The organism is Streptomyces sp. DSM 15324, from assembly GCF_001514285.1.
Taxonomy (GTDB): Bacteria; Actinomycetota; Actinomycetes; order Streptomycetales; family Streptomycetaceae; genus Streptomyces.
Genome location: NZ_KQ949025.1, coordinates 409,314 through 434,474, shown reverse-complemented (window position 1 = coordinate 434,474; position 25,161 = coordinate 409,314). Strand labels below are relative to the sequence as shown.

General features: G+C 72.0%; 17 protein-coding genes. 9 read left to right on the top strand and 8 right to left on the bottom strand.

What is annotated here, in order from left to right; all coding sequences use genetic code 11:
* Positions 1-55: 55 nt before the first annotated feature.
* Entirely contained in the window at positions 56-814 is a 759-nt protein-coding gene (locus AQJ58_RS12255) for a helix-turn-helix domain-containing protein (RefSeq protein ID WP_079078881.1), read from the bottom strand.
* Positions 815-1,074: 260 nt separating this feature from the next.
* On the opposite strand from AQJ58_RS12255, the gene AQJ58_RS12250 reads away from it, so the two are divergent.
* The 6 genes from AQJ58_RS12250 (at position 1,075) to mads8 (ending at position 14,308) form a co-directional block, all read left to right on the top strand.
* A complete protein-coding gene (locus AQJ58_RS12250) occupies positions 1,075-1,356 on the top strand; it encodes a hypothetical protein (RefSeq protein WP_067248748.1) in 282 nt (93 codons plus the stop codon).
* Between the two features lie 101 nt (positions 1,357-1,457).
* Entirely contained in the window at positions 1,458-1,820 is a 363-nt protein-coding gene (locus tag AQJ58_RS12245; RefSeq protein WP_067248745.1) for a hypothetical protein, read from the top strand.
* Positions 1,817-2,476, top strand: coding sequence for a nucleotidyl transferase AbiEii/AbiGii toxin family protein (locus AQJ58_RS12240; protein ID WP_067248742.1), 660 nt, complete (start codon positions 1,817-1,819; stop codon positions 2,474-2,476). The genes AQJ58_RS12245 and AQJ58_RS12240 overlap by 4 nt, the downstream gene beginning before the upstream one ends.
* Positions 2,477-2,675: 199 nt before the next feature.
* Entirely contained in the window at positions 2,676-6,983 is a 4,308-nt protein-coding gene (gene mads6, locus AQJ58_RS12235) for a methylation-associated defense system protein kinase MAD6 (RefSeq protein WP_067248739.1), read from the top strand.
* Positions 6,983-8,677: a methylation-associated defense system protein MAD7 gene (gene mads7, locus AQJ58_RS12230; RefSeq protein ID WP_067248738.1), complete on the top strand. Its 1,695-nt coding sequence runs from the start codon at positions 6,983-6,985 to the stop codon at positions 8,675-8,677. The genes mads6 and mads7 overlap by 1 nt, the downstream gene beginning before the upstream one ends.
* A 57-nt stretch (positions 8,678-8,734) precedes the next feature.
* Positions 8,735-14,308, top strand: coding sequence for a methylation-associated defense system ATP-binding protein MAD8 (gene mads8, locus AQJ58_RS44360; protein WP_159056237.1), 5,574 nt, complete (start codon positions 8,735-8,737; stop codon positions 14,306-14,308).
* A 74-nt stretch (positions 14,309-14,382) separates the two neighbouring features.
* On the opposite strand, the gene AQJ58_RS12220 is transcribed toward mads8, so the two are convergent.
* From AQJ58_RS12220 to deoC, 3 genes are read right to left on the bottom strand one after another with little or no spacing between them, the layout of a single operon-like run.
* Positions 14,383-15,282, bottom strand: a complete 900-nt coding sequence (locus tag AQJ58_RS12220) for an aldehyde dehydrogenase family protein (RefSeq protein WP_067248733.1) — start codon at positions 15,280-15,282, stop codon at positions 14,383-14,385.
* On the bottom strand, positions 15,275-16,726 hold the full coding sequence (locus tag AQJ58_RS12215) for an aldehyde dehydrogenase family protein (protein ID WP_067248732.1): 1,452 nt from the start codon (positions 16,724-16,726) through the stop codon (positions 15,275-15,277). The genes AQJ58_RS12220 and AQJ58_RS12215 overlap by 8 nt, the downstream gene beginning before the upstream one ends.
* Before the next feature lie 5 nt (positions 16,727-16,731).
* Positions 16,732-17,685 (bottom strand): deoxyribose-phosphate aldolase, encoded by a 954-nt coding sequence (gene deoC, locus AQJ58_RS12210; protein WP_067248729.1) that lies wholly within the window; start codon positions 17,683-17,685, stop codon positions 16,732-16,734.
* A gap of 165 nt (positions 17,686-17,850) precedes the next feature.
* Between deoC and AQJ58_RS12205 the strand changes: the two genes are divergently transcribed.
* The 3 genes from AQJ58_RS12205 (at position 17,851) to AQJ58_RS12195 (ending at position 21,174) form a co-directional block, all read left to right on the top strand.
* A complete protein-coding gene (locus AQJ58_RS12205) occupies positions 17,851-18,510 on the top strand; it encodes a PH domain-containing protein (RefSeq protein ID WP_067248726.1) in 660 nt (219 codons plus the stop codon).
* 176 nt (positions 18,511-18,686) lie between these two features.
* Positions 18,687-20,615, top strand: coding sequence for a hypothetical protein (locus AQJ58_RS12200; protein WP_067248723.1), 1,929 nt, complete (start codon positions 18,687-18,689; stop codon positions 20,613-20,615).
* A 247-nt stretch (positions 20,616-20,862) separates the two neighbouring features.
* A complete protein-coding gene (locus AQJ58_RS12195) occupies positions 20,863-21,174 on the top strand; it encodes an eCIS core domain-containing protein (protein ID WP_234360029.1) in 312 nt (103 codons plus the stop codon).
* Here the strand turns inward: AQJ58_RS12195 and AQJ58_RS12190 are convergent.
* From AQJ58_RS12190 to AQJ58_RS12175, 4 genes are all read right to left on the bottom strand, one after another.
* Positions 21,140-22,771: a phospho-sugar mutase gene (locus AQJ58_RS12190; RefSeq protein ID WP_067248718.1), complete on the bottom strand. Its 1,632-nt coding sequence runs from the start codon at positions 22,769-22,771 to the stop codon at positions 21,140-21,142. The two genes, AQJ58_RS12195 and AQJ58_RS12190, sit on opposite strands and share 35 nt — an antisense overlap.
* Before the next feature lie 633 nt (positions 22,772-23,404).
* Positions 23,405-24,229: a purine-nucleoside phosphorylase gene (locus tag AQJ58_RS12185; RefSeq protein WP_067249689.1), complete on the bottom strand. Its 825-nt coding sequence runs from the start codon at positions 24,227-24,229 to the stop codon at positions 23,405-23,407.
* Positions 24,230-24,335: 106 nt separating this feature from the next.
* A complete protein-coding gene (locus AQJ58_RS12180; RefSeq protein WP_067249686.1) occupies positions 24,336-24,620 on the bottom strand; it encodes a hypothetical protein in 285 nt (94 codons plus the stop codon).
* A gap of 15 nt (positions 24,621-24,635) precedes the next feature.
* Positions 24,636-25,073, bottom strand: a complete 438-nt coding sequence (locus AQJ58_RS12175; protein ID WP_067248716.1) for a gamma-glutamylcyclotransferase family protein — start codon at positions 25,071-25,073, stop codon at positions 24,636-24,638.
* Between the last annotated feature and the right edge of the window lie 88 nt (positions 25,074-25,161).

The following is a 25,161-nucleotide window of genomic DNA, read 5'->3' as shown; positions in this document are numbered from 1 at the left end:
TCCATCGTCGCCTTGATCAACGCTGCGGACTCCTTGGGTGAGAGCGCGCAGACCTTCATGCGATGTAGTCTCGCACGCGTTGCATGACAGTCTTCCGGTCGTCGAAGATCTCGCCGTTCCTAGGACCTTCCTGGTACACGGTGGTGGAGTTGTCAGGAAGCGTCAGCAGGATGAGCGTGCCGAGCATCAGGGAGCATGCGCCCGCCTCGAAAGGGACGACTTGGATCGTCGTGTGGCGCGTTTCCATAAGGGGCAGCAGCGCCGCGAGTTGCTCACGCATCACTGCGCGGCCGCTCACTGCCTGCCGTAGCACTGCTTCGTTGAGGATCCACCAGAAGTCCGGCGGGCAGTCCCGGCGCAGGATCTCCTGACGGCCCAGGCGAGCTGCCGTGAGGCTTTCGATCTCCTCTGGGCTGATGCCCGGTTCACCTTCGGCGAACAACGCCCGCATGTACGCCGCGGTCTGGAGCAGCCCAGGAATGAGGCTCGCGTTGAACGACTGAATCCGCGCCGCCCGTGCCTCCAACTCCAAACAATGATCAAACCGCCGAGGCGTGTGCTCCCGCTTAACCACCCCCCACAACCCCTGGAACAACTCCCCCGTCCCAAACGCCACATCCAGTTTCTCCGAGATCGGCGGCAACGGAAGCCGCTCCGCCGTCTCCACCCCGTGCAGATGCGTCTTGCTGTAGTTCACGATGTCCGACAGCCGGTCCAACGACAGCCCGGCGGCCTGGCGTTGACGCCGTAGCTCCACGCCGTACAGGTCGCGCGCGGAGCTGGCGGGTTCGAGGTCTCGGGCGGGCTGGGCCATGGCCGGTGCTCCCTTGCCGTATGCCGTGCGGACGTGCGTGGCGTTCCGTGTCCTTGGGGGAACGCTGTCGCCTCTCCACGATAGTTGCCGTCGGTGACAGGGTGATCGCAAACGGTGAAAGAGGGCAGGTGGCGGGTGTTCCGTAACCCGCTTCGGAACACAGTCACCCTGTCGCGCGACGGCCGCCGACCGTTTCGCTGGGAGTACGCACAGTGAGAACGGAGACGCCCGTGGCACCTCGAGGACGTAGGACGACCGACATGACGGACGCGGCTGCCCGCACACCCCGTCCCGACCGCGCCGAGCTGGAGCGGACCCGGCTTCCCGTCGGTCAGCTCGCCCACGACACACGGCAGGAGAGGCGCGGGATCGTCATGGACCACCAGGACGGCTTCGTGTGGCTGCGCCCCGAAGGCGGTGGTACGGAGTGGACCGCGTGCCCCGGCGATGTGCATCCGCTGAACGTCCGTGAGCAGGCGGAGGCTCTGATGTGGGCGCGGGTGGCCAGCGCCAACGCTCGCAGCCGGGGAGAGGTGCTGTGAGCTTGAGATCGTCCCGGGGGCTGTCGCGGCGTTCGTCGGGCCATCGGGAGGAGGGCCCCGTATCCGCCATGCCGCCGCCTCGCGGCAGCGATACTGGACGCATGGACGCGAAGACCACCGCCCCCCGCGCCGAGGTACTGCGGGACCGCTACCGCGATCGGCTGCCTGGGCGACTGCAGGAGTTGACCGGCCCGGTGGAGGGCACAGTCGATCTGCCGCTCCACATCGCCTGGTCCGGGCGGACGAGCTACAGCCTGGACCGCCCGAAGTCCCGCATGACGCTCTACCGGACCGTCCTGGCCGAGGGCTTGCGCGAGGATCTGGTGGCCTTCCTCCACCCCCGGCTGCTTGCCGAGCAGTGGCCCCTTCTGCGTCGCCTGGTCAGCCCCTATGTCCGCGAGGTCTGGGAGGAGGCGTTTCCCGAACTGCCCCGCACCGCGTTGGACGGTGCGACCACCTCGTGAAGCTCACCCCGCTCCACGAGCGTCTCCTCGCCGACATCCTCGACCTCGGCTCTCCCTACCCTCTGGTCCTCACCGGCGGATACGCCGTGCAGGCCCACGGCCTGGTCGAACGCTTCAGCCGTGACCTCGACGTCGCCACCGAGAATCCCGCCCCGATGGACGAGATCGTCGCCTCGCTGACCGCCGGCCTCGCCGCCCGGGGCTGGCGGACCACGCACATCCAGACCGACCCGCTCAGCGGCCGGTTCCTCGTCGCAGATCCGGACACCGGCGAGGAGTGCGAGGTCGACGTCCTCAAGGAGGCGTTCTGGGCCCCGCCTGCCCAGACCCCCTACGGCCCTGTCCTCTCCCTCGACGACGTGATCGGCACCAAGGTCCGCGCCCTCGCCGATCGCGGCACCGTCCGCGACCTCATCGACGTCCAGGCCGCCTCCCGCCACCGCTCCATCGCCGACCTCGAATCCCTCGGCCGCCGTCGCGCACCCGATGAGTTCAGCCTGGAGGACCTCCGCGACCGGCTCACCGGCGCGGACTGGTACGAGGACGAGGACTACGCCGCGTACGGGCTCACCTCCCGGCAGATCGATGAGCTGAAGGCGTGGGCGCTGGAGTGGGCGGAGGATCTGGGGGCGCGGATCCACGACGAGAACGCCTGAAGAACGGCATGCCTCTCCGGTCGGCGTCTCACGCGCCGGTCGTCACGGTGCGAGCTCGGCTGTAACCGGTTCGCGACGCATTGTCAGTGGGGCGTTCTAGAGTGTTCCGTGACACAGGTGTCGGTGCGTGTGCCATGGGGGATCTCGGGCGCGGGCGCCGGGACGGGCACGGCGGGAAGACGGGGAGCGGGGGCGGGCGATGGCGCGGATCATCCCGATCGGGGAGCCGGCCAACGAGGCCGAGCGTATGGTGCTGCGCCATCTGCGGGAGCACGCGCCGGACGACTGGATCGTGGTGGCCAACTTTGAGCTGCCCTACGGGCCGGGGCGGCCGATGTTCGAGGTGGATCTCGCAATCATCGCCGATCACGCGGTCTACCTGGCCGACACCAAGGGCGTGCACGGTCGGGTGCAGGTGCGCGGCGGGCGTTGGTATCCGCAAGGCATGTCGTTCCCCAGCCCGGCGCGCAAGATTCGCAACCACGCCCGGGTGGCCGCCGACCTGCTGGCCCGGTCCCGGTCGGCGAGCGGTCGGCTCGGGTCGGTGTGGTGCCAGGGGCTGGTGGTCCTGCCGTATCGGGGTGCCACGCTGCACGACCCCGACGGTCGCGACGAGGTGACGACGTATCCACTCACCGATCTGGTGCCGTTCATCGAGCGACATCGCCCCTCCGGGCACGGCAGAGGCCCCGGCGACGACATCTCCGCGCTGCGCGAGGACATCGCCCGTGTCTTCCAGGCGGAGACCAGGCCGCCCTCGGGGCCGCGCCGGTTTGGGCACTACGAGGTCGTGGAAGCGCTGTACGAGGCGTCCCCCACCGATCTCGCCGACCAGGACGGTGATCCGGCCCGGCGGGTCTCGGTGTACCGGGTGCGGCTAGCCGACCAGCCCCGGTCGGGGACCCGCATCCTCCAGGCGCACGCCGTCGACCCGCTGCTGCCCGACGGCGCGCGGTCCACGGCGTACGCGCGCATCGGCAACCCGGTCCAGGCCCTCAGCAAGCTGCCCTCCAGCCCGTACATCGTGCCGTGCGAGACGTCCTTCCCGCTGGACGAGGGCGACGGCTACGCCGTGGTCCTGAAGGACGTGCTCGCCGAGGCGCTGCGGGTCAGGCTCGACGCCCGGGGGCAGGGCGCGCTCGGCGCCGACGCTAAGCGGCGCGTCGTGGACGGGGTGCTCGGAGGTCTCGCCGTCGCGCACGCCCACCGGGTCGTCCACCGCTACCTCAGCCCGGACACCGTGCTCATCGGCCGCAACGGCACCGCCATGCTCACCGGCTTCGACTACGCCCACCCCGGACCGCCGCGTCCGCGCGACGAGTCCCGGGGCATCGAGGCCTACGCGCACCAGTCGCCCGCCTACCTCGCCCCCGAGTGCCACGAGCGGCCCGGGATCTTCTCCCCGGCCACCGACCTGTACGCGGCGGGTGTGCTCTTCCACGAGCTGTACACCGGCGAGGAGCCCGCCCTCGGCGCGGGCGGCACCCCGCTCGACAGCCTGGACGAGGCCGACCGGTTCGACCCCGAACTCAAGTCGGTCATCCGGGAGCTGTTGTCCGCCGCCCCGGGCGACCGGCCGCCGGCCCGTGAGGCCATCGAGCGGCTCACCAGCGCCGACAAGCGCCGAGCCCGCACCCGGGGGCGGCGCGAGGGGCGCGAGGAGTCCGGCGACCCGTTCAACTGGGACGACCCGCACGGCTACACCGATCTGCCCGAGGGGTTCCGCCTCACCGAGAGGTTCCGGGTGCGCTCCCGGCTCGGGCACGGCCAGTTCGGTGTCGTCTACCGGGTGTTCAACACCCTCGACGACACCGACGAGGTCCTGAAGATCATCACCAGGGACCGGGAGTCCGTCCGCGAGCGCCTGGTGAGTGAGTACCGTATCCTGCGCCGGATCGCTCCGCACCCCAACCTCGTGCGGCTCATCGACGCCGAGTTCCTGCCCAAGGGCGACTTCCCGTACCTGCGCATGGAGTTCGCCGAGGGACAGGACCTCAAACGCGTCCTCGACCAGGGCCGCCCTCTCGGCCCCGCCGATGTACGCAAGCTCCTCGACGACTGCCTGGCCGGCCTCGCCCACCTGCACGCGGGCGGGGTCTTCCACTGCGACATCAAACCCAGCAACCTGCTGTGGACCGCCGACGGCGCCCGCATCCTCGACTTCAACGCGGCCGTCTCCGCCGACTCCACCCTTACCCCGACCCTCGGTTCCCCCCGCTATCTCGCCCCCGAGGCCACCCGCCTGACTCGGCCCAATCGTGAGGAACTCGCCGACCTGGACCTGTTCGCCCTCGGTATCTCCGCCTACGAGGCGCTCACCGGCGGCTACCCCTGGCAGGGCCGTGGCACCCCGCCGCGCGGCGGGCAGGCCCTCGACCCGCGCCGCCTGCCCGGCCTCGCCGACCTCGACCCGGACTTCACAGCCGTCCTGCTGCGCGCCCTCGCCCCCCGCCGCTACGAGCGCTACCGCGACGCCGACGAGTTCCGCGCCGCCCTCGCCGCCGTCCGCGAGGTGCGCCTCGTGCCGGCCGCCCCGCAGCAGGTGGAACCGCAGCGACCCGCACCCGCCGACGGCGACGCGGACGAGGCCGGTTCCAACCCGTTCGTCGGCCATCTCCAGACCCTCTACAGCCAGAGTGCCCGTACCAACGCGGGCACCCGCGGCCTCGACCCGGCCGCCTACCCCCTCTACGTGGCCACGGCCCTGGACGACCGGCTGCGCCCCGACGTCCTCGCGGGCCGCCACCGCCTCGTCCTCATCACCGGAAACGCCGGAGACGGCAAGACCGCCTTCCTCCAGCACCTGGCCGACGAGGCCCGTCGCCGGGGCGCCCGGTTCGGTGCGGCACGCGCCAACGGCGACGACTTCACCCTCGACGGCCGTTCCTTCCACACCAACCACGACGGCAGCCAGGACGAGGGCGACACCGACAACGACACCGTCCTCGACACCTTCCTCGCCCCCTACCAGGGTGCCGACGCGGAGGACTGGCCCGACAACGTCACCCGGCTCGTCGCAGTCAACGAGGGCCGCCTCGTCGACTTCGTCACCCGCCACCAGAAGCGCTACCCGTTGCTCGCGGACACCGTCCGGGAAGGACTGACCACCGGCAGCGCCGTCCACGGCGTCGCCGTCGTCAACCTCAACGCCCGTGACGTCCTCGCCGACCCCGACGGCACCGGATCGATCATGCACCGCATGGTCGCGGTCCTCACCGACGAACGGCACTGGCAGGCCTGCGGCTCCTGCACCCTGGCCCCCCGCTGCTACGCCCTGCACAACGCCCGCACCTTCGCCCACCCCACCGCCGGCGCCCAGATCACCGAACGCCTCGCCACCCTCTACCGCATGGCCCACCTGCGTGGACGCCTCCACATCACCCTGCGCGACCTGCGCTCCGCCCTCGCCTTCACCCTCACCTCCGGCCGCGACTGTGCCGAGATCCACACCCTGTACGCGCGCGAGGAACCGGAGGCGGCCCAGGAGATCCTCGACAGCCTGTACTTCACCAGCTGGACCGGCATCCACACCGTCAGCCACCCGGACGCGCGGGTGGCGGCCGGTGGCGGCAGCCGTACGTCCGGCCGCACCGGCAGGATCCCCGCCGACACCTCACGACCGGACGAACGCGACCGCCTGCTCGTCCAGTTGCGCGATCTCGACGTCGCCGCCGTCCCCGACCCCCAACTGGACCGGAAGCTCGACTACACCGGCCCCGCCGACGGCCACACCCTCGTCTCCTTCGACCAGCGCGGCGACCTCGACGAACGCCTCCTCACTGATGCCTTCGAAGCCCTGCCCCGCACCCACCAGGCCGACCGGGCCCAGATCGCCGCGCACCGCGCCTACCTGGCCGCGGCCCGGCGCCGCTTCTACTTCGAGAGCCTCGACGACAGCCGCTGGCGAAGCCTCCTGCCCTACCAGGCGGCCGACCGCTTTCTGCGGCTGCTCGCAAACGGGCAGCCGGGTCCGGAGGAACTGGCCCGGATCGTCGAAGCCGTCAGCCGCGGCGAGGGAATGCCGCGTGGACTGGCCAAGAGGGGTGGCCAGGACCTCGCGCTCCAGGTCCGGGCCGTCCCCGGCGGCACCGTGCGCAGCCACCGGCTGTTCCCCGCAGACCAGTTCACCATCTCCGTCGGCGGCCCGCCCGCCTCGCCGTACGTCGAGACCGGCCCCCGCGAAATCGTCGTACGCCACCACCCCGAGGACGGCCGCGCCCACCGCGCCCAGCTGACGGTCCGCCTCGACCTCTACGAACTCCTCGACCGGCTGCACCGGGGCCACCAGCCCGGCGTCGAGGACCGCCAAGGCCAGAACCTCGCCCTGGCTGTCTTCAAGAACGCCCTGGCCGCCACCTCCTACCAGGAGGTCCTCCTCAACGCCCCCGGATCACCACCCCACCGGCTGCGCCGGCTCCAGGACGGCGCCCTGCGCCTGGCCCTCGCCGCCACGCCCGACACACCCCCGGACACCGACTCCGGCGCAGTACCGCAAGGAGCATGCTGATGGCCCTGCGCCGCCGGGACACCGAGTTCAAGCACCTCGGCGTCTCCTACCTGGACTTCAAGCGCGTGCAGATGGACCGGGTGCTGACCGGGTTTCTCATGCGACTCAACCACAAGGGCCTCACCAGCCGCCTGGTGCGGCGCAAGGACCTGTTCGTCAAGGAGTTCGCGGACGAGTTCACCGACCCCGTCAACGCCGACCGCTTCCAGGGCTTCGCGGAACACCCCGAGATGGCCCGGCGCTGGGTGGAGACCCAGCTCCTGGACGTGGTCAACCGGGGCAAGCCCACCCAGGAAGTGGCCGGCCTGCGCCCGCTGCACGGCCTCACCTACCGGTTCCGCAGCAGCCGTCACTCCCGGCCCTACGGCGCCGACGCCCAGCTGTACGAGATGCTGCGGCACGCGCGCGGCCCCCTCGGCGCCCTCGCGCTGGAGCAGCTTCGGACGTTCTTCTTCACCGGCCTCGGCACGGCTGCCTCCGCTCCCGCGCAGAAGACACCCGTGGACATCGAGACGCAGGCCGTGCTGCACCTCAACAGTCAGGTGAAGGCGGACAGCCCGCACACCGTCAAGGGCTGGTACTCGGCGCCCCCGCTGTGCGTCGGGCAGGCCGATCTCCTCGCCGACGACGTCGTACGGCTGCTGTCCCTGAAAGATCTGCTGCCGCGCATCACCATGGTCGAGTACCTGAAGATCCTCTTCGCGTTCCACCTAGCCCTCGGCCAGTTCAAGACCATGAAGCTGCTGCCCGTCGCCGTGGCCCGGTCGGCGGCCGACCCGGCCTGCGGGCACGACCGCTGCCCTGCCTCCGCCACCGCGCAGGATCCACTGGCCGGATGCCCCTTTCGCGTCGGGCTCTTCGTGGATGTCGCCGGAGTACCCGGCACACCCGCCGCCGCGCTCGCCGAGCACAGCGCCGAGCACTGGCTGCGCCGCATCCCCGACTTCGTGCGAGCCTCCTACACCGTTCGCAAGCTGGACGAGTTCGCCGAGCACCTCGTCGGCCAGGGCAAGGAGCGCCGCCCCCCGCTTGGGCACTTCACCGTGCCCGAACTCCTCCGCTTCGGCACGGACGACTACCGCAAGGCGCGCGACGAGTTCTTCGGTTCCCGGCTCACCGCGATTCTCGACGACACCCCGGTCAGCGAGCAGCCCGAGGAGGTCCGGCCCCTGCTGGACGAGTCCATGGGCCTCGCCCCCTTCGAGAAGTACCTCGAAGTCCTGATGGCCTACCGGGGGCCTTATCACCACAAGTACATCTTCCAGGCCGTCGACTCCCTCCTCCTCAAGAACCGGCCCGGTGCCGCCATCGCGCAGCCTCACGGAGGTCGGCGCCGCTTCGTCCTCGACAGTGCCCTGCTTGAGGTGCTCGTCCAGGTGGCACTGCTGCGCCTCAACCCTCGCGGCGGTTCCTCCCCGTACACCCACCACACCGTCTCGCTGCGGCTCGACGAGTTCCTCGCCCTGCTGCGCGACCGGTACGGGCTGTACGTGGACCGGCTGCCCACAGCGGACGGATTCGGTCCGGCGGGACTGGAGGAGGAGGCCGCACTGCGGGCCAACGCCGAGGCGTTCACCACCCGGATGCGGGAGATCGGCTTCTACGACGACCTGTCGGACGCCTATCTCACCCAGGTGATCACCCCCAGGTTCTCCATCACCGAGGACGGCACGGTGACCACGGGCGAGCGGTGACGGACACACCGACCGCGGCAGCAGACCAGACGAGAGGCACATGGGGGAAACGGCGGCATGACAAGCGGGACCATGAAACGCGGACTGGCGGAGATCACCGAGACCGACTGGCGGCGCGCCCTCGAACACGTCGCGTTGCCGGGCCTCGCCGACCTGCTGCGCACGCGTGAGGCCGGCCACTGCATGCGGGTCGGCGGACTCGACGCCGAACTCGCCGCCCGCCTCACTCGCGGCCTCCGGCAGGCCGTTCCCGACGCGCAGGTGCACGTTCTCGCGGCTGACCCCGCAGACGGCGCCGACACCTCCATCACCAGCACAAAGCTGGTCGAACTACGCAACCCCGATGAACACGGCCGTCTCAGGCCGGTGCTCCTGGTGTTCGTACCGCCTGGAACCAAGGCCAGCGCCGAGGACTCCTTCTCCGTCGCGACCTTCGAGGAGGTCTCCCTCCACGAGGTGCACGCCCGCCTCAGGCGCAGCCTCCTCAAGGAGGTGCCCGAACCGCTGCGCACCAGCGTCGAACGGCTGCTCGCGGAGACCGCCGACACCTCGGACCGGGCCGCCGCCCGCTACCTGCTCACCCTGCGCGAGAACCAGCACGACCCGCAGGCCGCCGGAGCCGCCATCCACCTGCTGGGCCTCATCCCGGACTTCCAGCTCTTCGCCGACCCTTCACTCCTGGTCACCAAGATCCAGCGCAACCGGCGGACCGTCGAGAAACTCACCGACGGTCCCGCCACCGACCGGCAGCGGGTCCTCGCCCTCGGCCTGCCCCGCAACTCCGAGGAGCACCAGCGCTTCCTGCGCCGCCTCGTCGACTTCGCCGCGCACACCGGCCTGACCGACCCCGGGCACTGGTGCCGGGCCATCGCCGCGGATCCCGACAACTGGCCTCTCGCCTTCCACCACTGGCCGCAGGAGAACGACCCGGCCGACCAGACGGTGCGCATCGAGGTGGACGACCTGACCGCGCTGCCCAAGGCCGGGGAGAACGTGGAGGACCAGCGCAACCATCCCGCCCTCGACCGGCTCTTCGGCCAGCCCTACCTGCTGCCCGGAGGCCTCTCCTCGCTGCCTGTCACGTTCTCCGTGGATCGAGACCAGCGGGGTGTCACGGGTCTGAAGCGCTTCAAGGTCGAGATCTGCGCCGAGACCGGTGAGGAGCCAGGGGACGAGGACGGCAGCGACGCGGGTACGGCAGTGGCCAGCCCGACCGGGCTGACAGTGACCGTTCCGGCCGGGCCACGCAACAAGCCGCAGTACAAGGCCAGCATCAAACTCCGCAAGGGACGCCGGGCACCGGACTGGGAGGAAGGCTGGCACTTCGTCAGGGTCACCCCGCTCGACGGGAACGACGACCCCATGCCCGCCGCGGGCAGCGGACAGACAGTCGGCCGTCGCCCGTACGAGAGCGACCGTTTCTACGTCGTCCCCGAGGGCGAGTTCGACGAGCCGCCCACCCCGCGCGGCCACCATGCGCCCGGCCTCGCCCAGGCGATCAACCGACTGCGTTTCACCGCGCTCGCCGAAGGCCGGGACCCGGCCCGGGTGCAGTGCCGCGAGACCGGCTGGGGCCCACGGGGCACCAGCGTGAAGACCCGCTCCCTGCGCGCCTCCTTCGGGCCCGCGGGACTGGTCACCATCGACCTCCCCCGGCTCCTGGCCGAGGCGGAACAGCACATCCTCCGTTCCCCGGACACACTTCAGGGGCCCCGGATCGATGTCGACGCGGCGGGAGCCACCCGGCTGTCCGCGCCGTCCGGGCAACCAGGGGAGCGGGAAGAGGACGGCGCGCGGACCGAGGGTGAGGGACCCCTGTCCGGTTATCTCCGCGCACGAGCGGAGCTGTTCGGCCGGCTCGCCCTGCCGGAGGCCACGGACAGCGCGTCGGACGTCCTAGTCGTCGAGGGGGCGGACCCGCGTGCGCTGCGGGCCGCCGTCGAGGAATACGCGGAGGCGTATCTCACCGCGGTCACCGCCAGTCTGCGGGCCCTGGACCGGCCGGGCGCGCCCGACATCGCCCGGCGGCAGTCGCGGCTCCACAGCCTGCTGCGCACCGACACCCTCACCGTCCACCTGCACGACACGGACGGCAGCCGTCGTACCGTCGTCCTGGTCGCCCCCACCCATCCGCTGCGCATGCTGTGGTGGAGCGGACAGGCGGCCCTCGCCGACCGCTGGCTCGAACAGCTCCACCACGTCTCGGCGGGCGTGGTCAAGGCACGGCTGGAAAGTCTGGAACGACAGCTGGCCCCACTGGGCTACCCGCTCGCCGTACCACTCGACACAGGCGAACTGGCCTTTGCTAGCAGCCCGTTGACGGACTACTGGCAGGTGTGCCTGCCCAGCGAGGCCGATGACCCTCGGGAGACTCTGGCCCGGGTGGCGGGCGCGCTCGGCGTCGACGCGGCGGCAGCGGCGGGTGGGGTGACCGGGACGGAACTGGCCGACCGGGTGGAGAAGTACATCCGTCTCCACCCCTATGCCGACAGCCTGGTGATCAACGCGCTCGGCGCCGGGCACGGCGAACTTCTCGCCGACATGCTCGTCACCCTGCAGGAGCGCCGGCATCTGTCCCACCTCCACTACACAGTGCGGCTCTTCGCCACCGCGCCCGACGATCCCTGGACCGGGTCCGCCCTGACCGACCTGATGGTTCCCGCGAGCGGACCGCGATCCGCCGCGGCGGAGGCGTACGCCACGCCGGGTGAGCCGCTGCGGCCCAAACTGTCGGTGGTGATCCGCGACGCGGAGGAACTCCTCAAAGCGGCGGACGACTTCCCGGCCCACCTCACCTTCCTGTTCAACCCCTTCGGTGGAGAGAGCCACGACATCGCCCCCGGTCTGGACGGCACCGGACGGGTCGCCGTGCACGGCCTCGTCCAGGAGATGAGCGGCGACTACCGCGAGGACGACGACAGCGTCGAGTGGACCCGCCGCCCCCGGCACGGCGTCACCGACCCGTTGGCGGGCGCCGAGACGACCGGCGACCTGCTCGCCGCCCTGCCCCGGACCCTGTCCGCCGCCCTGGTCGCGGCCAGTGCGGGTGAACACCGGCCGGGCATGCTGCCGCAGATAACGGTCCGCCTCTCTCCGGACGACCGGGCCCTCCTGCACGACGTCCACCGGGTGAGCGACTGGGTCGTCACCGTGGACCGCACCCTCGGAGCCGAGTACTTCGATCACGGACGCCCAGGACGCACCGAGTACGTCATCGACCACACCACCACGTCCAACAGCGGACTCGGTCACCAGATCGTCGTCTCCTCCAGATCACTGGACGAGATGCGTGCCTTGCTCGGCCCGGTGCTCGCCGACCGGTCGCTCGGCATCCCCGAACGGCACGTGCGGACCTTCTTCGACCAGCTGAGGGAACTGTCCGGCAGTCTCGTGTTCAAACTCGCCGCGCTCGGCGAGAACCATCGCACCGAGGTCCTCGGCCTGGCCCTCGCCCGCCGGTACCTCGGCGCGCGGGACGCACTGCGCAACCAGATCCTCGTCCCTCTCGATGCCCACCCCGAGCTGTACGCGGAGGAACGCGGCCGGGCGGCGGCCGGAGACACCGAGGTCCGCCTCCAACGCACCGACCTCGCCCTGTTCGACCTTGACGCCGAGCGGCGCACGATCGTGTGCCGACTTCTAGAGGTCAAGTGCCACACGGGCGGCGGCCTCGGCGCCTACCAGGGCAGACGTCAGCACATCATCCGCCAGACCGGAAACACGGAGCGGATCCTCGCCGAGAGGTTCGACCCCGTACGGGGACGGACGGACCGACCGCTGCAGAACGTGGCGCTGCGCACGCTGCTGGACAAGTACCTCTCCCGTGCGGGCCGTTACGGTCTCTTCGGCAAGCGAGCCATGACCGAGGCACGCTGGCTTCTGAACCGCCTCGATCATGGTTACCGCCTGGAATTCACCCGCACCGGCCTTGTGTTCGACCTCTCCAGGGACGGCTTCGACACCGATCACGAGGAAGGAGTGGCCTTCCACCGGATAGGCCGCGACCGCGCCGTGCGGCTGCTCGACGACATCGAGACGGAGTACCGGCCCGCAGCTGGAGACTCCGACGCCGGGAACGCCGGGGCGCCTGAGCCCGTTCTGCCGGGGCTGGAGGACCTCAGCGCGCAGGACCGGGATCCCCTCCTGGGTGCGGCCACTGTCCAACTGCGGCCACGCACACGTACACGGGACCTCCCGGAGGAACCCGCCCCCCTGTCCGACGATCCGGACGATCCCGTCGAGGACGCGTCCGGACTCCCGATGGCTGCCGCCGACGACTCCCTTGCCCCCAAACCCACCGATGCCTCGCAGGGAAACACGCGGGTGGTGCAGGAGGGGGCCCCGGAGGCCCAGGAGGTGGCAGCCGGAGAACCCGGCCTGGGAGACGAGGCATCCGCAGTGTCGTCCGATGACTCATCCGGTTCCTCGGAAACCAAGGATGCGGATATCGTCCTCGGCGTCTCGCGACCGTCCCCGCAATTCGGTCTCCTCGGCACGAGTGCGGGCGGCACCGTTGCCCTGGACCTCAACGAGACCCACGCGATCAGCCTGTTCGGCGTGCAGGGCGGCGGCAAGAGCTACACCCTGGGCTCGGTTCTGGAAATGGCGAGTCTGCCGGTGTCAGGGGTCAACCGGCTGGCGAGCCCCCTGGCGAGCATCGTCTTCCACTACAGCGAGACCTCGGAGTACGAGCCCGAGTTCCTGAGCATGATCCACGCCAACGACGACGAGGGGCAGGGGCAGGCATTGCGTCGCCGGTACGGGGCACAGCCCGTCGGCCTTTCCGACGTCGTACTACTCGTTCCCGAGGAATACGTAGAGGAGCGTCAGGCCCAGTACCCAGGTGTACTCGTACACCCCCTGGCTTTCGCCGCCGCCGAACTCAAGATCGCCCACTGGAAGTTCCTCATGGGAGCCGTCGGCAACCAGTCCGGCTACATCCGGCAGATCGGCAGGATCATCAAGGCGAACCGAGCCGACCTGACCCTGGACACGGTCCGGCGCGGGGTCGAGGACTCGACGCTCGACGAACACCTGAAGAGAAAGGCCAGGGAGCGGCTCGACCTCGCAGGCGACTTCATCGATGACTCGGCGCGCATCAAGGACCTGGCGCGACCAGGCCGTTTGATCATCGTGGACCTGCGTTCCGACGACATCGAGAAGAGCGACGCGCTGAGCCTGTTCGTCGTGCTGATGCACCTGTTCTCCGAGGCGACCGACGACGGGCGTCCCTTCAACAAGCTCGTCGTCTTCGACGAGGCGCACAAGTATGCCGACAGCGGTGACCTGGTGACGGGACTCGTGTCCAGTGTGCGAGAGATGCGCCACAAGGGCATGTCCGTGCTCGTCGCCAGTCAGGATCCGCCGTCCGTGCCCTCCGAGCTCATCGAACTCTCCACCCACATGGTGCTGCACAGGTTCACATCTCCGGCCTGGCTGAAGCACCTGCAGAAGGTGAATGCGGCGTTGTCCGGTCTCAACCCCGAGAAACTGGCGGCGCTCAGACCCGGTGAGGCGTATGTGTGGTCCGGCAAGGCTACAGATGAGGCGTTCATCAGGGGGACGGCCAAAGTCGACTGTCGGCCGCGCGTCACACGGCACGGAGGCGCTACGCGGACTGCGTTGGGGTAGTCAGGCTGGGGCCGGAAAAGAGGGCCGCGTCTCCTCCGGACGGGGAGGTGGCGCGGCCCTGTTCGTGGTGGGGGTCAGTACGCCGAGCCCGACGCGCCCAGCGAACCCGTCGGGTGCCAGACCGTCTTCGTCTCCAGGAAGGCCGTCATGCGGTCGAGGCCCGGGGGCGCCGTCCAGTCGTCCACAGGCTGTGGACGCAGGACCCGCTTGAGGTTGTCGGCCGCCGCGATCTCCAGTTCCTTCGCCAGGACCTCGTCCGCGCCCGCGAGGTCGATCGCGTTGACGTCCTGGTGCGCGGCCAGCGGGGCCGCGATCTCCGCCGTACGGCCGGAGAGGACGTTGACGACACCGCCGGGGACGTCGGAGGTGGCCAGGACCTCGCCGAGGGAGAGGGCCGGGAGCGGGGAGTTCTCGGAGGCGATCACCACGGCCGTGTTGCCGGTCGCGATCACCGGGGCCAGCACCGAGACCAGGCCCAGGAAGGACGACTCCTGCGGGGCCAGGACCGCGACCACGCCCGTCGGCTCCGGGGAGGAGAGGTTGAAGTACGGGCCCGCGACCGGGTTTCCGCCGCCCACGACCTGGGCGATCTTGTCGGTCCAGCCCGCATACCAGACCCAGCGGTCGATCGTGGCGTCGACAACGGCGGCCGCCTTGGACTTGCCGAGGCCCTCCGCCTCCCCCACCTCGCGCACGAACTGCTCGCGGCGGCCCTCCAGCATCTCCGCGACGCGGTAGAGGATCTGGCCCCGGTTGTAGGCGGTGGCGCCCGACCAGCCGCCGAAGGCCTTGCGGGCGGCGACCACCGCGTCACGGGCGTCCTTGCGGGACGACTGCGGTGCGTTCGCCAGCCAGTTGCCCTTGGAGTCCGTCACCTCGTACACCCGGCCGCTCTCCGAACGCGGGAACTTCCCGCCGACGTACAGCTTGTAGGTCTTGAAGACACTCAGACGCTCGTTGGTGCGGTCAGACATCGAGGTACGCCTCCAGGCCGTGGCGACCGCCCTCGCGGCCGAAGCCCGACTCCTTGTAACCGCCGAACGGCGAGGTCGGATCGAACTTGTTGAACGTGTTGGACCAGACGACACCGGCCCGGAGCTTGTTCGCCACCGCGAGGATGCGGGAGCCCTTCTCCGTCCAGATGCCCGCCGACAGGCCGTACGGCGTGTTGTTCGCCTTGGCGACGGCCTCGTCCGGGGTGCGGAAGGTGAGGACCGACAGCACCGGGCCGAAGATCTCGTCGCGCGCCACGGTGTGGGCCTGGGTGACGTTGGTGAACAGCGTCGGGGCGAACCAGTAGCCCGCTTCGGGGAGTTCGCAGGCCGGGGACCAGCGCTCGGCGCCCTCCGCCTCGCCCCGCTCGACCAGCGAGGTGATCCGGGCGAGCTGCTCCTCGGAGTTGATCGCGCCGATGTCGGTGTTCTTGTCCAGGGGGTCGCCCAGCCGGAGCGTGGACAGCCGGCGCTTGAGCGAGTCCAGCAGCTCCTCCTGGACCGACTCCTGCACGAGGAGCCGGGACCCGGCGCAGCAGACCTGGCCCTGGTTGAAGAAGATGCCGTTGACGATGCCCTCGACGGCCTGGTCGATCGGGGCGTCGTCGAAGACGATGTTGGCGCCCTTGCCGCCCAGTTCCAGGGTGAGCTTCTTGCGGGTGCCCGCGACCGTCTTCGCGATCTCCTTGCCGACGGCCGTGGAGCCGGTGAAGGCCACCTTGTTCACGTCCGGGTGCGCGACGAGCGCGGCGCCCGTGTCGCCGTAGCCCGGCAGGATGTTGACCACGCCCTTGGGCAGGCCCGCCTGGCGGCAGATGTCCGCGAAGAACAGGGCGGACAGCGGGGTGGTCTCGGCGGGCTTGAGGACGACCGTGTTGCCGGTCGCCAGCGCCGGGGCGATCTTCCACGCCAGCATCAGCAGGGGGAAGTTCCAGGGGATGACCTGGCCGGCCACGCCCAGCGGCTTCGGCGCGGGGCCGAAGCCCGCGTGCTCCAGCTTGTCCGCCCAGCCCGCGTAGTAGAAGAAGTGCGCGGCGACCAGCGGGAGGTCGGCGTCGCGCGTCTCCTTGATCGGCTTGCCGTTGTCCAGGGTCTCCAGGACGGCCAGCTCACGGCTGCGCTCCTGGATGATCCGGGCGATCCGGAACAGGTACTTCGCCCGTTCCGTGCCGGGCAGCGCCGACCACTTCTCGAACGCCTTGCGGGCGGCCCGCACCGCGCGGTCGACGTCCTCGGCGCCGGCCTGCGCGATCTCGGACAGGACCTCCTCCGAGGACGGCGAGACCGTCTTGAAGACCTTGCCGTCGGCCGACTCCACGAACTCGCCGTCGATGAACAGGCCGTAGGAGGGGGCGATGTCGACGACCGAGCGGGACTCGGGCGCCGGTGCGTACTCGAACACAGTTGTCCGCTTTTCCGTGGTCATGGGTCTCAGTCCACCGTCACGTAGTCGGGGCCGGAGTAGCGGCCGGTGGCCAGCTTCTGGCGCTGCATCAGCAGGTCGTTCAGGAGGGAGGAGGCGCCGAAGCGGAACCAGTGGTTGTCCAGCCAGTCCGGGCCGGCCGTCTCGTTCACCAGGACCAGGAACTTGATGGCGTCCTTGCTGGTCCGGATGCCGCCCGCGGGCTTCACACCGACCTGGACCCCGGTCTGCGCCCGGAAGTCCCGCACCGCCTCCAGCATGAGGAGGGTGTTCGCCGGGGTGGCGTTGACGGCGACCTTGCCGGTGGAGGTCTTGATGAAGTCGGCGCCCGCCAGCATGCCGAGCCAGCTCGCCCGGCGGATGTTGTCGTACGTCGACAGCTCGCCCGTCTCGAAGATGACCTTCAGCCGGGCCGCCCCGCACGCCTCCCGGACGGCGACGATCTCCTCGTACACCTTCAGGTAGTTCCCCGCGAGGAACGCGCCGCGGTCGATGACCATGTCGATCTCGTCGGCGCCCGCGGCGACCGCGTCTCGCACGTCCGCCAGCTTGACCGGGAGGGCGGCGCGGCCGGCCGGGAAGGCGGTGGCGACCGAGGCGACCTTCACGCCGGAGCCGGCGACGGCCTCCTTGGCGACGGCCACCATGTCGGGGTAGACGCAGACCGCGGCGGTGGTGGGCGTGGTGCGGTCGGTCGGGTCGGGGCGGACCGCCTTGGCGCCGAGCGCCCGGACCTTGCCCGGGGTGTCCGCGCCTTCCAGCGTCGTCAGGTCGACCATCGAGATGGCGAGGTCGATGGCGTACGCCTTCGCGGTCGTCTTGATGGAACGGGTGCCGAGCGAGGCGGCGCGCGCCTCCAGGCCGACCGCGTCGACGCCGGGCAGCCCGTGGAGGAAGCGGCGCAGCGTGCTGCCGGACGAGGTCACGTCCGTGAGGGCTGCGGTGGGTGCATTGGTGGGCATGGTCACCAGACGAGCATATCTACGCGCGTAGCGGATGTATAGCCCGATGTATCGCCCGAAGAATGAGGAACGACCCTCCGGCGGAGCGGGGTGCGCGGACCGACGGGCGGGGCACGGGCCGGGCGACCCGGCCGCCCCCCGAGGGCGTGCGGCAGAATCGGGCCCATGACCACCCCGGAAGACCAGCCCTCCGCACAGCCCCCGGCCCCTGAGTACGCCGACCGTGTCCACCGGTCGTCCGCCGGTATCGCCAGCGGCGTCCTGCTGCTGGCCCTCGTCGGCTGGCTCGGCGTCGACGCGATCGTCGCGGGCGAGGGACGCACGCCGTGGCTGGCGCTCGCCCTGCTCATCCTGGTCGTCCCGCTGGTCGTCGCCTTCACCCTGCGGCCCGCCGTGTACGCGGGCCGGGACCGGCTGCGGGTGCGCAATCCGTTCCGGGTGGTCGTGCTGCCCTGGGGGCAGATCGCGGCGCTGCGCTCCGGATACTCCAACGAGGTCCTCACCAGGTCGGGGACCAAGTTCCAGCTCTGGGCGGTGCCGGTGTCGCTGCGGGCCCGCAAGTCCGCGGCGCGGCGCGAGGCCCGGGCGGTGGCGCAGGGCACGCCGGGGAGCGCGGTCGGCGGCGGGCGGGACGGTGGCCGGGCTGGGCAGGGACCCGTGCGGGCCGCGACCGACCAGGTCATGGACGACCTGCGGAGCCTGTGGGAGGAGCGCGAGCACACGGAGAGCGCGCAGGGCGAGGTGACGGTGCGCTGGGCGTGGGAGATCCTCGGCCCCGCCGCCGCCGGCGCGGTGGTGCTGGCGATCCTGCTGGCTACGGGGTGAGCCAGGGGCGGACCGTGGTGCCGCCTCCGCCTCCCCCTCCGCCTCCCCCTCTGCGCTTCTCTGCGGCTGGATTGTGATCCGGTAGTTCTTCCAGGTCACAGGGTTCTTCGTCATCATCGGGCGCGCGGCCCCGGCCAGACCGACGGAACACGGGGCCCCGAGTCTGGGGAACCATCATGACGAATCCCGGCGAGGTGCTGCGGCTGCCCGCCTCCGCGGCCCCGGAGGGCTGCCCTTCCTGGGACGGCGCGTCGGCCGACCGCTGGACGCGGACGCTGCCCGCGCGCGGTGTGCCCCTGCGCGCCCCGCTCGGGGCGGCCCTGTGGCTGCCCCTGTGCGCGGTGGTCGGCGCGGGCGCCCTCGCCTACAACGGCGTGCTGCCCGGGTGGGCCGCCGTCCTGCTCGGCCTGCACCTCGTCTGGGCGGCCCAGCGGCCCGAGGCGGTGCGGGTGTGTGCGCCGGTCGCCGCCGTGGCGGTCGTCGCCCTCGGCGACTGGCCGGGGCCGCCGTGGCTGCTGCCGCCCCTGCTCGTGGCCGCGCTGACCGCCGTATGGCTGGCGGCGGTGCTACGGCTGTCCGCGCGCGGTCGGCAGCGGGCGGCGGCCCTGACGGCGGCCGGGGGAGCGACCGCCCCGGTGCCCGTCGAGGCGGGCAAGCGGCTCCGGCGGGGCCGTCTCCTCATCGGGCTCGGGCTGGTCACGGCGGGGGCGGGAGCGTCGGTGTCCGGCGCCGCGTACCTGTGGGCGGAGGGCGCCGACCGGCAGGGCGTCCCGGCGGGGGGCTGGTGCCTGGCCGGACTGGGGTTCACCGTGCTGTTCTCCGGGGCGCTGGCCCGTCGGCGGGCCGCCGCCCTGCGCGGGGAGCCCGTCCCCGTGCTGCGGGTGCTGCTGCGGGAGGGCCGGGACGGCGACACCGAGGTGTACGCCGCCGACGACACGGCGGGCGGGCGGCCCCTGTTCACGGTGGCGACCGTGGGGGCGGAGGAGGACGACGCCGACGCCGAGGATGAACGGGCCGAGGATGAACGGGCCGAGGATGAACGGGCCGAGGATGACCGGGCCGATGACGGCCCGGCCGCCGATGACGGCCGGGTCACCGGCGACCACCGGGCTGATGACGGCCGCGCCGCCGAGGGCGACCGGGTCGACGGCGGCTGGGTCACCGGCGACCACCGGGCCGATGTCGGCCGGGCTGCCGAGGGCGACGGGGTCGACGGGGTCGACGGTGACCGGGCCGCTGAGGGCGACCGGGCCGCTGAGGGCGACCGGGCCGCCGAGGGCGACCGGGTCGACGAGGACGCCGAGGAGTTGCTCGACCGGTGGGGCGGGGACCGGGGCGGGCCGCTGCGGGAGGGCGTGCTGTTCGGGGCGCCCTGGGACGGGGCCGAGGTCGTGGTCCTCGCCGCCGCCGAGAAGGCCGGGGAGCCGCCGGTGGTGGAGCTGAGCAGCGGGCCGGTGCGGCCGGTGACCGGGTGGAACCTGCGGCGCCGGGCCGGGGAGGCGCGGCGCGGCGCGGCCCGCGAGAACTGGTACCGGGCCCAGGGCCGCAGCGCCGAGGAGGCCGCCGGACGAGCCGGGGACGCCGCTCCCGCCGCGCTGCTGCGGTGGCGGGCCGGCTGGGGGGACTGGATCAGCATGGCGGTGGTGGTGCTCTACGCCGCCTGGTTCTCGGGAGGTCACGGCATACGGCACTACGTCGTCGGCGTCGCGGTGAGTCTGCTGGCGGCGCGGGTACTGCCGCGCCGGCTGTGCTGGCGTATCACCGCCGACCGCGACGGGCTGTGGCTCGCCGGCTTCCGCGGCCCGCGTCTGCTGGCCTGGGACGACATCCGGACCGTGCGGTGCCGCCGCAGCGAGCTGCGGATCGTGGGCGGCCGCGCGCCCGCCGACGAGTGGGCGGTGGACGCGCTGCGCTGGCCCTGGCTGGAGGCGCGGCTCGGGATGCCGCACCCCTACGAGCGGACGGCCGCCGAGATCACCGCGCTGTGGCGGGACCCCGCGCGGCGGCCGACGGGCGTGGCGGACGAACGGCGGCGCGGCCGGGCGCTGTGGCCGCTCGGGGTGGTCATCGGGGCGGTGGGGGTGGCGGCGGTGCTGTTCCACTGAGGCCATCGCACGCTGCCCCCGGTGTGTCCGCGGGGACCTTCCCCGCCCCGTCCCGGCGGCGGGATTCTCGAACCTCTCCGGGAAGACACCCGGTCGCTCCGCCGAGCCGGACTCCGCACGTCACCGAGCGGTCGCCGACGGCATGCGTCCCGCAGTCGCTCCTGGCGATCCAGCGGCAGCGCCGCGAGCGCCGCCGCCGTGCAGCCCGTCGCCCGGGAACGGGATGCGCACGGCCCCGGCTGCGGCCATGGCGAGGAGCCCCACCGACGTCCAGCGCTCCACCGTCCCCGAGGTCCTGCGCAGCGCCGGGAAGCCGCTGGACTGCGCGGTCCGCGCCGACCTGGAGGCGCGTCTCGGGGCGGACTTCTCCGACGTGCGCACCCACGACGACGGGGCCGCACAGCGGTCCGTCGTGGAGATCGGCGCGCACGCCCGGACAGGGCCGCCGGCGTGCCGGCGCCCGTGCCCGCGCCCGTCCCGGCGCACCCCGTGGGTCAGGGTGGCGCCGGGTGCGGCGCCGCGGTTCAGAGCCCGGCCGCCGCCGTCAGGTCCCGCTTGATCGTGGCGAGGACCTCGGCCGCCTGCGCGCGGGCGGCCGGCAGGGCGGCGGGGCCGGCCACCGGGACGACCACCTCCAGGTAGCACTTCAGCTTGGGCTCCGTGCCGCTCGGCCGGACGATCACCCGGGCACCTTCGAGCGTGTAGCGCAGACCGTCGGTCGGCGGCAGCCGGTCCGTGCCCCGGGTGAGGTCCTCGGTCCGGGTGACGGCCAGCCCGGCGAGGGAGGCCGGGGGCTGCTCGCGCAGCCGGCGCATGGCTCCGGCGATGACGGACAGGTCCTCCACCCGGAACGAGAGCTGGTCGGTGGCGTGCAGACCGTGCTCCACGGCCAGCTCGTCCAGCAGGTCGAGCAGGGTACGGCCCTGCTCCTTCAGCTCGGAGGCCAGCTCCGTGATCAGCAGCGCGGCGGTGATGCCGTCCTTGTCCCGCACCCCTGCCGGGTCCACGCAGTAGCCGAGGGCCTCCTCGTAGCCGTAGCGCAGGCCCTCGACGCGGGCGATCCACTTGAATCCGGTGAGGGTCTCCTCGTACGGCAGCCCCGCCTTCTCGGCGATCCGGCCGAGGAGGGAGGAGGAGACGATCGACTCGGCGAACGTGCCGCGCGCGCCGCGCCGGACCAGATGGGCGGCGAGCAGGGCGCCGACCTCGTCGCCGCGCAGCATCCGCCAGTCGCCCCCGTCGGGGACGGCCACCGCGCAGCGGTCGGCGTCCGGGTCGTTGGCGACGACGAGGTCCGGGTTCATCGCGCGGGCGCGCGCGAAGGCGAGGTCCATCGCGCCCGGCTCCTCCGGGTTGGGGAAGGCCACCGTCGGGAAGTCCGGGTCGGGCTCGGCCTGCTCGGCGACCAGCACCGGTTCCGGGAAGCCGGCGCGGGCGAACGCGGCGAGGAGGACGTCCTTGCCGACGCCGTGCATCGCGGTGTACACCGTGCGGGCGGTGCGCGCCGAGCCCTCGGCGAGCACGGCGTCCGTGCGGGCCAGGTAGGCGTCGAGGACCGAGTCGTCCAGGGTCTCCCAGCCGTTGTCGGGGCGCGGGACGTCGTCCAGCGAGGCGATCGCGTCGATCTCGGCGGCGATTCCGGCGTCGGCGGGCGGCACGATCTGGGAGCCGTCGCCGAGGTAGACCTTGTAGCCGTTGTCGCGGGGAGGGTTGTGGCTGGCGGTGACCTCGACCCCGGCGACCGCGCCGAGGTGCCTTATGGCGTAGGCGAGGACGGGCGTCGGCAGCGGACGGGGCAGTACGGCGGCGCGCAGCCCCGCGCCCGTCATCACGGCCGCCGTGTCGCGGGCGAAGTCGGCGGACTTGTGGCGGGCGTCGTAGCCGACGACGACGAGCCCGTCGGTGTGGCCCTGCTTCTTCAGGTAGGCGGCGAGACCGGCGGCCGCGCGGATCACGACCGACCTGTTCATCCGCATCGGACCGGCGCCGAGCTCGCCGCGCAGGCCGGCCGTGCCGAACTGGAGCGTTCCGGCGAAGCGGGCGGCCAGTTCGGTGGCGTCCCCCGACTCCAGCAGCCTCGCGAGTTCCGCGCGGGTCTCCGGGTCGGGGTCCTCGGCCAGCCAGGCCCGGGCGCGGGTGATCAGGTCGTCTTGCACGTCGGTCAGCCTCTCGTGTGTGGTGTCTCGCCGCCAGGGGGCTCCGCCCCTCGGACCACCGATCGCCCCTGAAGGGCCCTCGTCCTCGCACACCGGAGGGGCGGGTGGCGGCGGGCCTTCCCGGCCGAGTCGGGTGGTGGGGGCCCTCTTGCCGACCGGGGCGGGTGGTGGCCGGTCGGCTCTTCTCCCGACCCAATCGGGTGGCGGCCGGCCCTTCTCCCGACCGTCGGTGGCGTGCGTGCCTTCCGGCCGGCCGGGTCGGTCGCTGGCGGTCTTCCTGCCGACCGAGTCGGGCGGCGGCGGGTCTACCCGCCGGCCGAGCCGGGTGGCGGGGGCCTTCCGGCCGACCGAGTCGGTCGGCCCCCGGCCCTTCTCCCGGCCGGGACGGTCGGTGGCGGATCTACCTGCCGGCCGAGTCGGGCGGCGGCGGATCTACTGCCGACCGAGTCGGGCGGCGGCGGGTCTACCAGCCGACCGAGTCGATCGGCCCCCGGCCCTTCTCCCGGCCGGGACGGTCGGTGGCGGGTCTTTCCGCCGACCGGGGGGGCGGTGGCGGTCGGCCCTTTTCCCGGCCGAGGCGGGTGGTGGGTGGGCACCGGCCGGGGGGCTGGGGGCGGAGCCCCCAGGGGGCGGTTACAGGCGGTCCAGTACCTGGGTGAGCAGGGCGCCCATGCGCGTCGCCGAGTCCCGGCCCGCCTGGAGGACCTCCTCGTGGTTGAGGGGCTCGCCCGTCATGCCCGCGGCGAGGTTCGTCACCAGGGAGATGCCCAGCACCTCGGCCCCGGCCTCACGCGCCGCGATGGCCTCCAGCACCGTCGACATGCCGACCAGGTCCGCGCCGATGACCCGCGCCATCCGGATCTCCGCCGGCGTCTCGTAGTGCGGGCCGGGGAACTGGGCGTAGACACCCTCCTCCAGCGTCGGGTCGATCTCCTTGCACAGCGCGCGCAGCCGCGGCGAGTACAGATCGGTGAGGTCGACGAAGTTCGCGCCGACGATCGGCGAGGTCGCCGTGAGGTTGATGTGGTCGCTGATCAGGACCGGCTGCCCGGGACGCATGCCCTCGCGCAGACCGCCGCAGCCGTTGGTGAGCACGACCGTCTTGCAGCCCGCCGAGACGGCCGTACGGACGCCGTGCGCGACGGCGGCCACCCCGCGGCCCTCGTAGAAGTGGGTGCGGCCCAGGAAGACCAGGGCGCGCTTGTCGCCGATGCGGTACGAGCGGACCTTGCCGCCGTGGCCCTCGACCGCGGGCGGCGGGAACCCGGGCAGCTCGGTGACCGGGAACTCGGCGTCGGGGGCACCCAGGGCGTCCACGGCGGGTGCCCAGCCGGAGCCCATCACGAGGGCCACGTCGTGGGTCTCGGCGCCGGTCAGTTCGCGCAGGCGCGCGGCGGCGGCGTCGGCGGCGGCGTGCGGGTCGCCCTGGATGTCGTCCGGGAGAAGAGATGCGTTCACGCGGATGAGGGTAGCCGGTTCTTGCCTACGCGCGTAGATGACGGAGCCCACGGGATGGGGATCGTTGTCTTGTCGTTTCCAACCAGGGCCGTCGCCGCGGGCGCGGTCAGTCCTCCGGGACCAGCACGTCCTCGTCGCTGAACACCTCGACCACGAAGATCAGCAGTCGGCCCCGGCTGACGATGTACTCCGCGAACATGTGCTCGGTGAGCCGTACCGTGCGGTCGTCGCCGGTCCCGCTCACGGCACGCGACGCGGGCAGATAGGGGTCCCGGGTGAGGACGGCTATCCCCCGGTCGAACCTGGCGCGCTGCCGTGCGTCCAGCCGGTCGCGCGCGGCCGCCGCCTGCTCGGTGTACTGGACCTGGTAGCCGTGCCGTGCCCCGCTCATGCCTTCCAGCATCGATCAGCAGGGGCGCTTCCGCAGCTCCATCACGTAGTCGTGGGGCGCCCCGGCCGACTCGGCGGCGTCCGCGACCTCCCCGAGGTAGCGGGCGGACGGCAGCCCGCCCTCGTACCCGTTCAGCACGTACACCCAGGCCGGGGCCTGGCCGTCCAGGGTGTGCACCCGCACCCGCAGCCGCCGGTAGATGCCGAGGCCGACGCCCTCCCAGCGGTCCAGGGACTCCTCGTCCATGGGCGCGATGTCGTACAGCGCGACGAAGACCTGTGCCTCCGGGTCCTCGACCAGGGTGGCCAGCGCGCCCTCCCAGCCGAGCTGTTCCCCGCCGAAGGTCAGCCGCCAGCCGTCCAGCCAGCCCGTCGCGCGCAGGGGCGAGTGCGGGGCGCGGCGGGTCATCAGCCGCGCGTCGAGGTTGCCGGCGTAGGCGGCGTAGAGCGACATGGGAGGAGGGTACGGCAGCCGGTGCACGGGTCACTTCCGTCACAGGCGTATATCCGTTCGCCCCCGGGCGGCGGCCACCGCGGAGCGT

Bases quoted from the DNA above. Each gene is read 5' to 3' on its own strand.
- AQJ58_RS12250 (WP_067248748.1), top strand. From the start codon at position 1,075: ATGACGGACGCGGCTGCCCGCACACCCCGTCCCGACCGCGCCGAGCTG.
- AQJ58_RS12220 (WP_067248733.1), bottom strand. From the start codon at position 15,282: ATGTCTGACCGCACCAACGAGCGTCTGAGTGTCTTCAAGACCTACAAG.
- mads7 (WP_067248738.1), top strand. From the start codon at position 6,983: ATGGCCCTGCGCCGCCGGGACACCGAGTTCAAGCACCTCGGCGTCTCC.
- AQJ58_RS12205 (WP_067248726.1), top strand. From the start codon at position 17,851: ATGACCACCCCGGAAGACCAGCCCTCCGCACAGCCCCCGGCCCCTGAG.
- AQJ58_RS12200 (WP_067248723.1), top strand. From the start codon at position 18,687: ATGACGAATCCCGGCGAGGTGCTGCGGCTGCCCGCCTCCGCGGCCCCG.
- AQJ58_RS12180 (WP_067249686.1), bottom strand. From the start codon at position 24,620: ATGAGCGGGGCACGGCACGGCTACCAGGTCCAGTACACCGAGCAGGCG.
- mads6 (WP_067248739.1), top strand. From the start codon at position 2,676: ATGGCGCGGATCATCCCGATCGGGGAGCCGGCCAACGAGGCCGAGCGT.
- AQJ58_RS12245 (WP_067248745.1), top strand. From the start codon at position 1,458: ATGGACGCGAAGACCACCGCCCCCCGCGCCGAGGTACTGCGGGACCGC.
- AQJ58_RS12175 (WP_067248716.1), bottom strand. From the start codon at position 25,073: ATGTCGCTCTACGCCGCCTACGCCGGCAACCTCGACGCGCGGCTGATG.
- AQJ58_RS12215 (WP_067248732.1), bottom strand. From the start codon at position 16,726: ATGACCACGGAAAAGCGGACAACTGTGTTCGAGTACGCACCGGCGCCC.
- deoC (WP_067248729.1), bottom strand. From the start codon at position 17,685: ATGCCCACCAATGCACCCACCGCAGCCCTCACGGACGTGACCTCGTCC.
- AQJ58_RS12195 (WP_234360029.1), top strand. From the start codon at position 20,863: ATGGCGAGGAGCCCCACCGACGTCCAGCGCTCCACCGTCCCCGAGGTC.
- AQJ58_RS12255 (WP_079078881.1), bottom strand. From the start codon at position 814: ATGGCCCAGCCCGCCCGAGACCTCGAACCCGCCAGCTCCGCGCGCGAC.
- mads8 (WP_159056237.1), top strand. From the start codon at position 8,735: ATGACAAGCGGGACCATGAAACGCGGACTGGCGGAGATCACCGAGACC.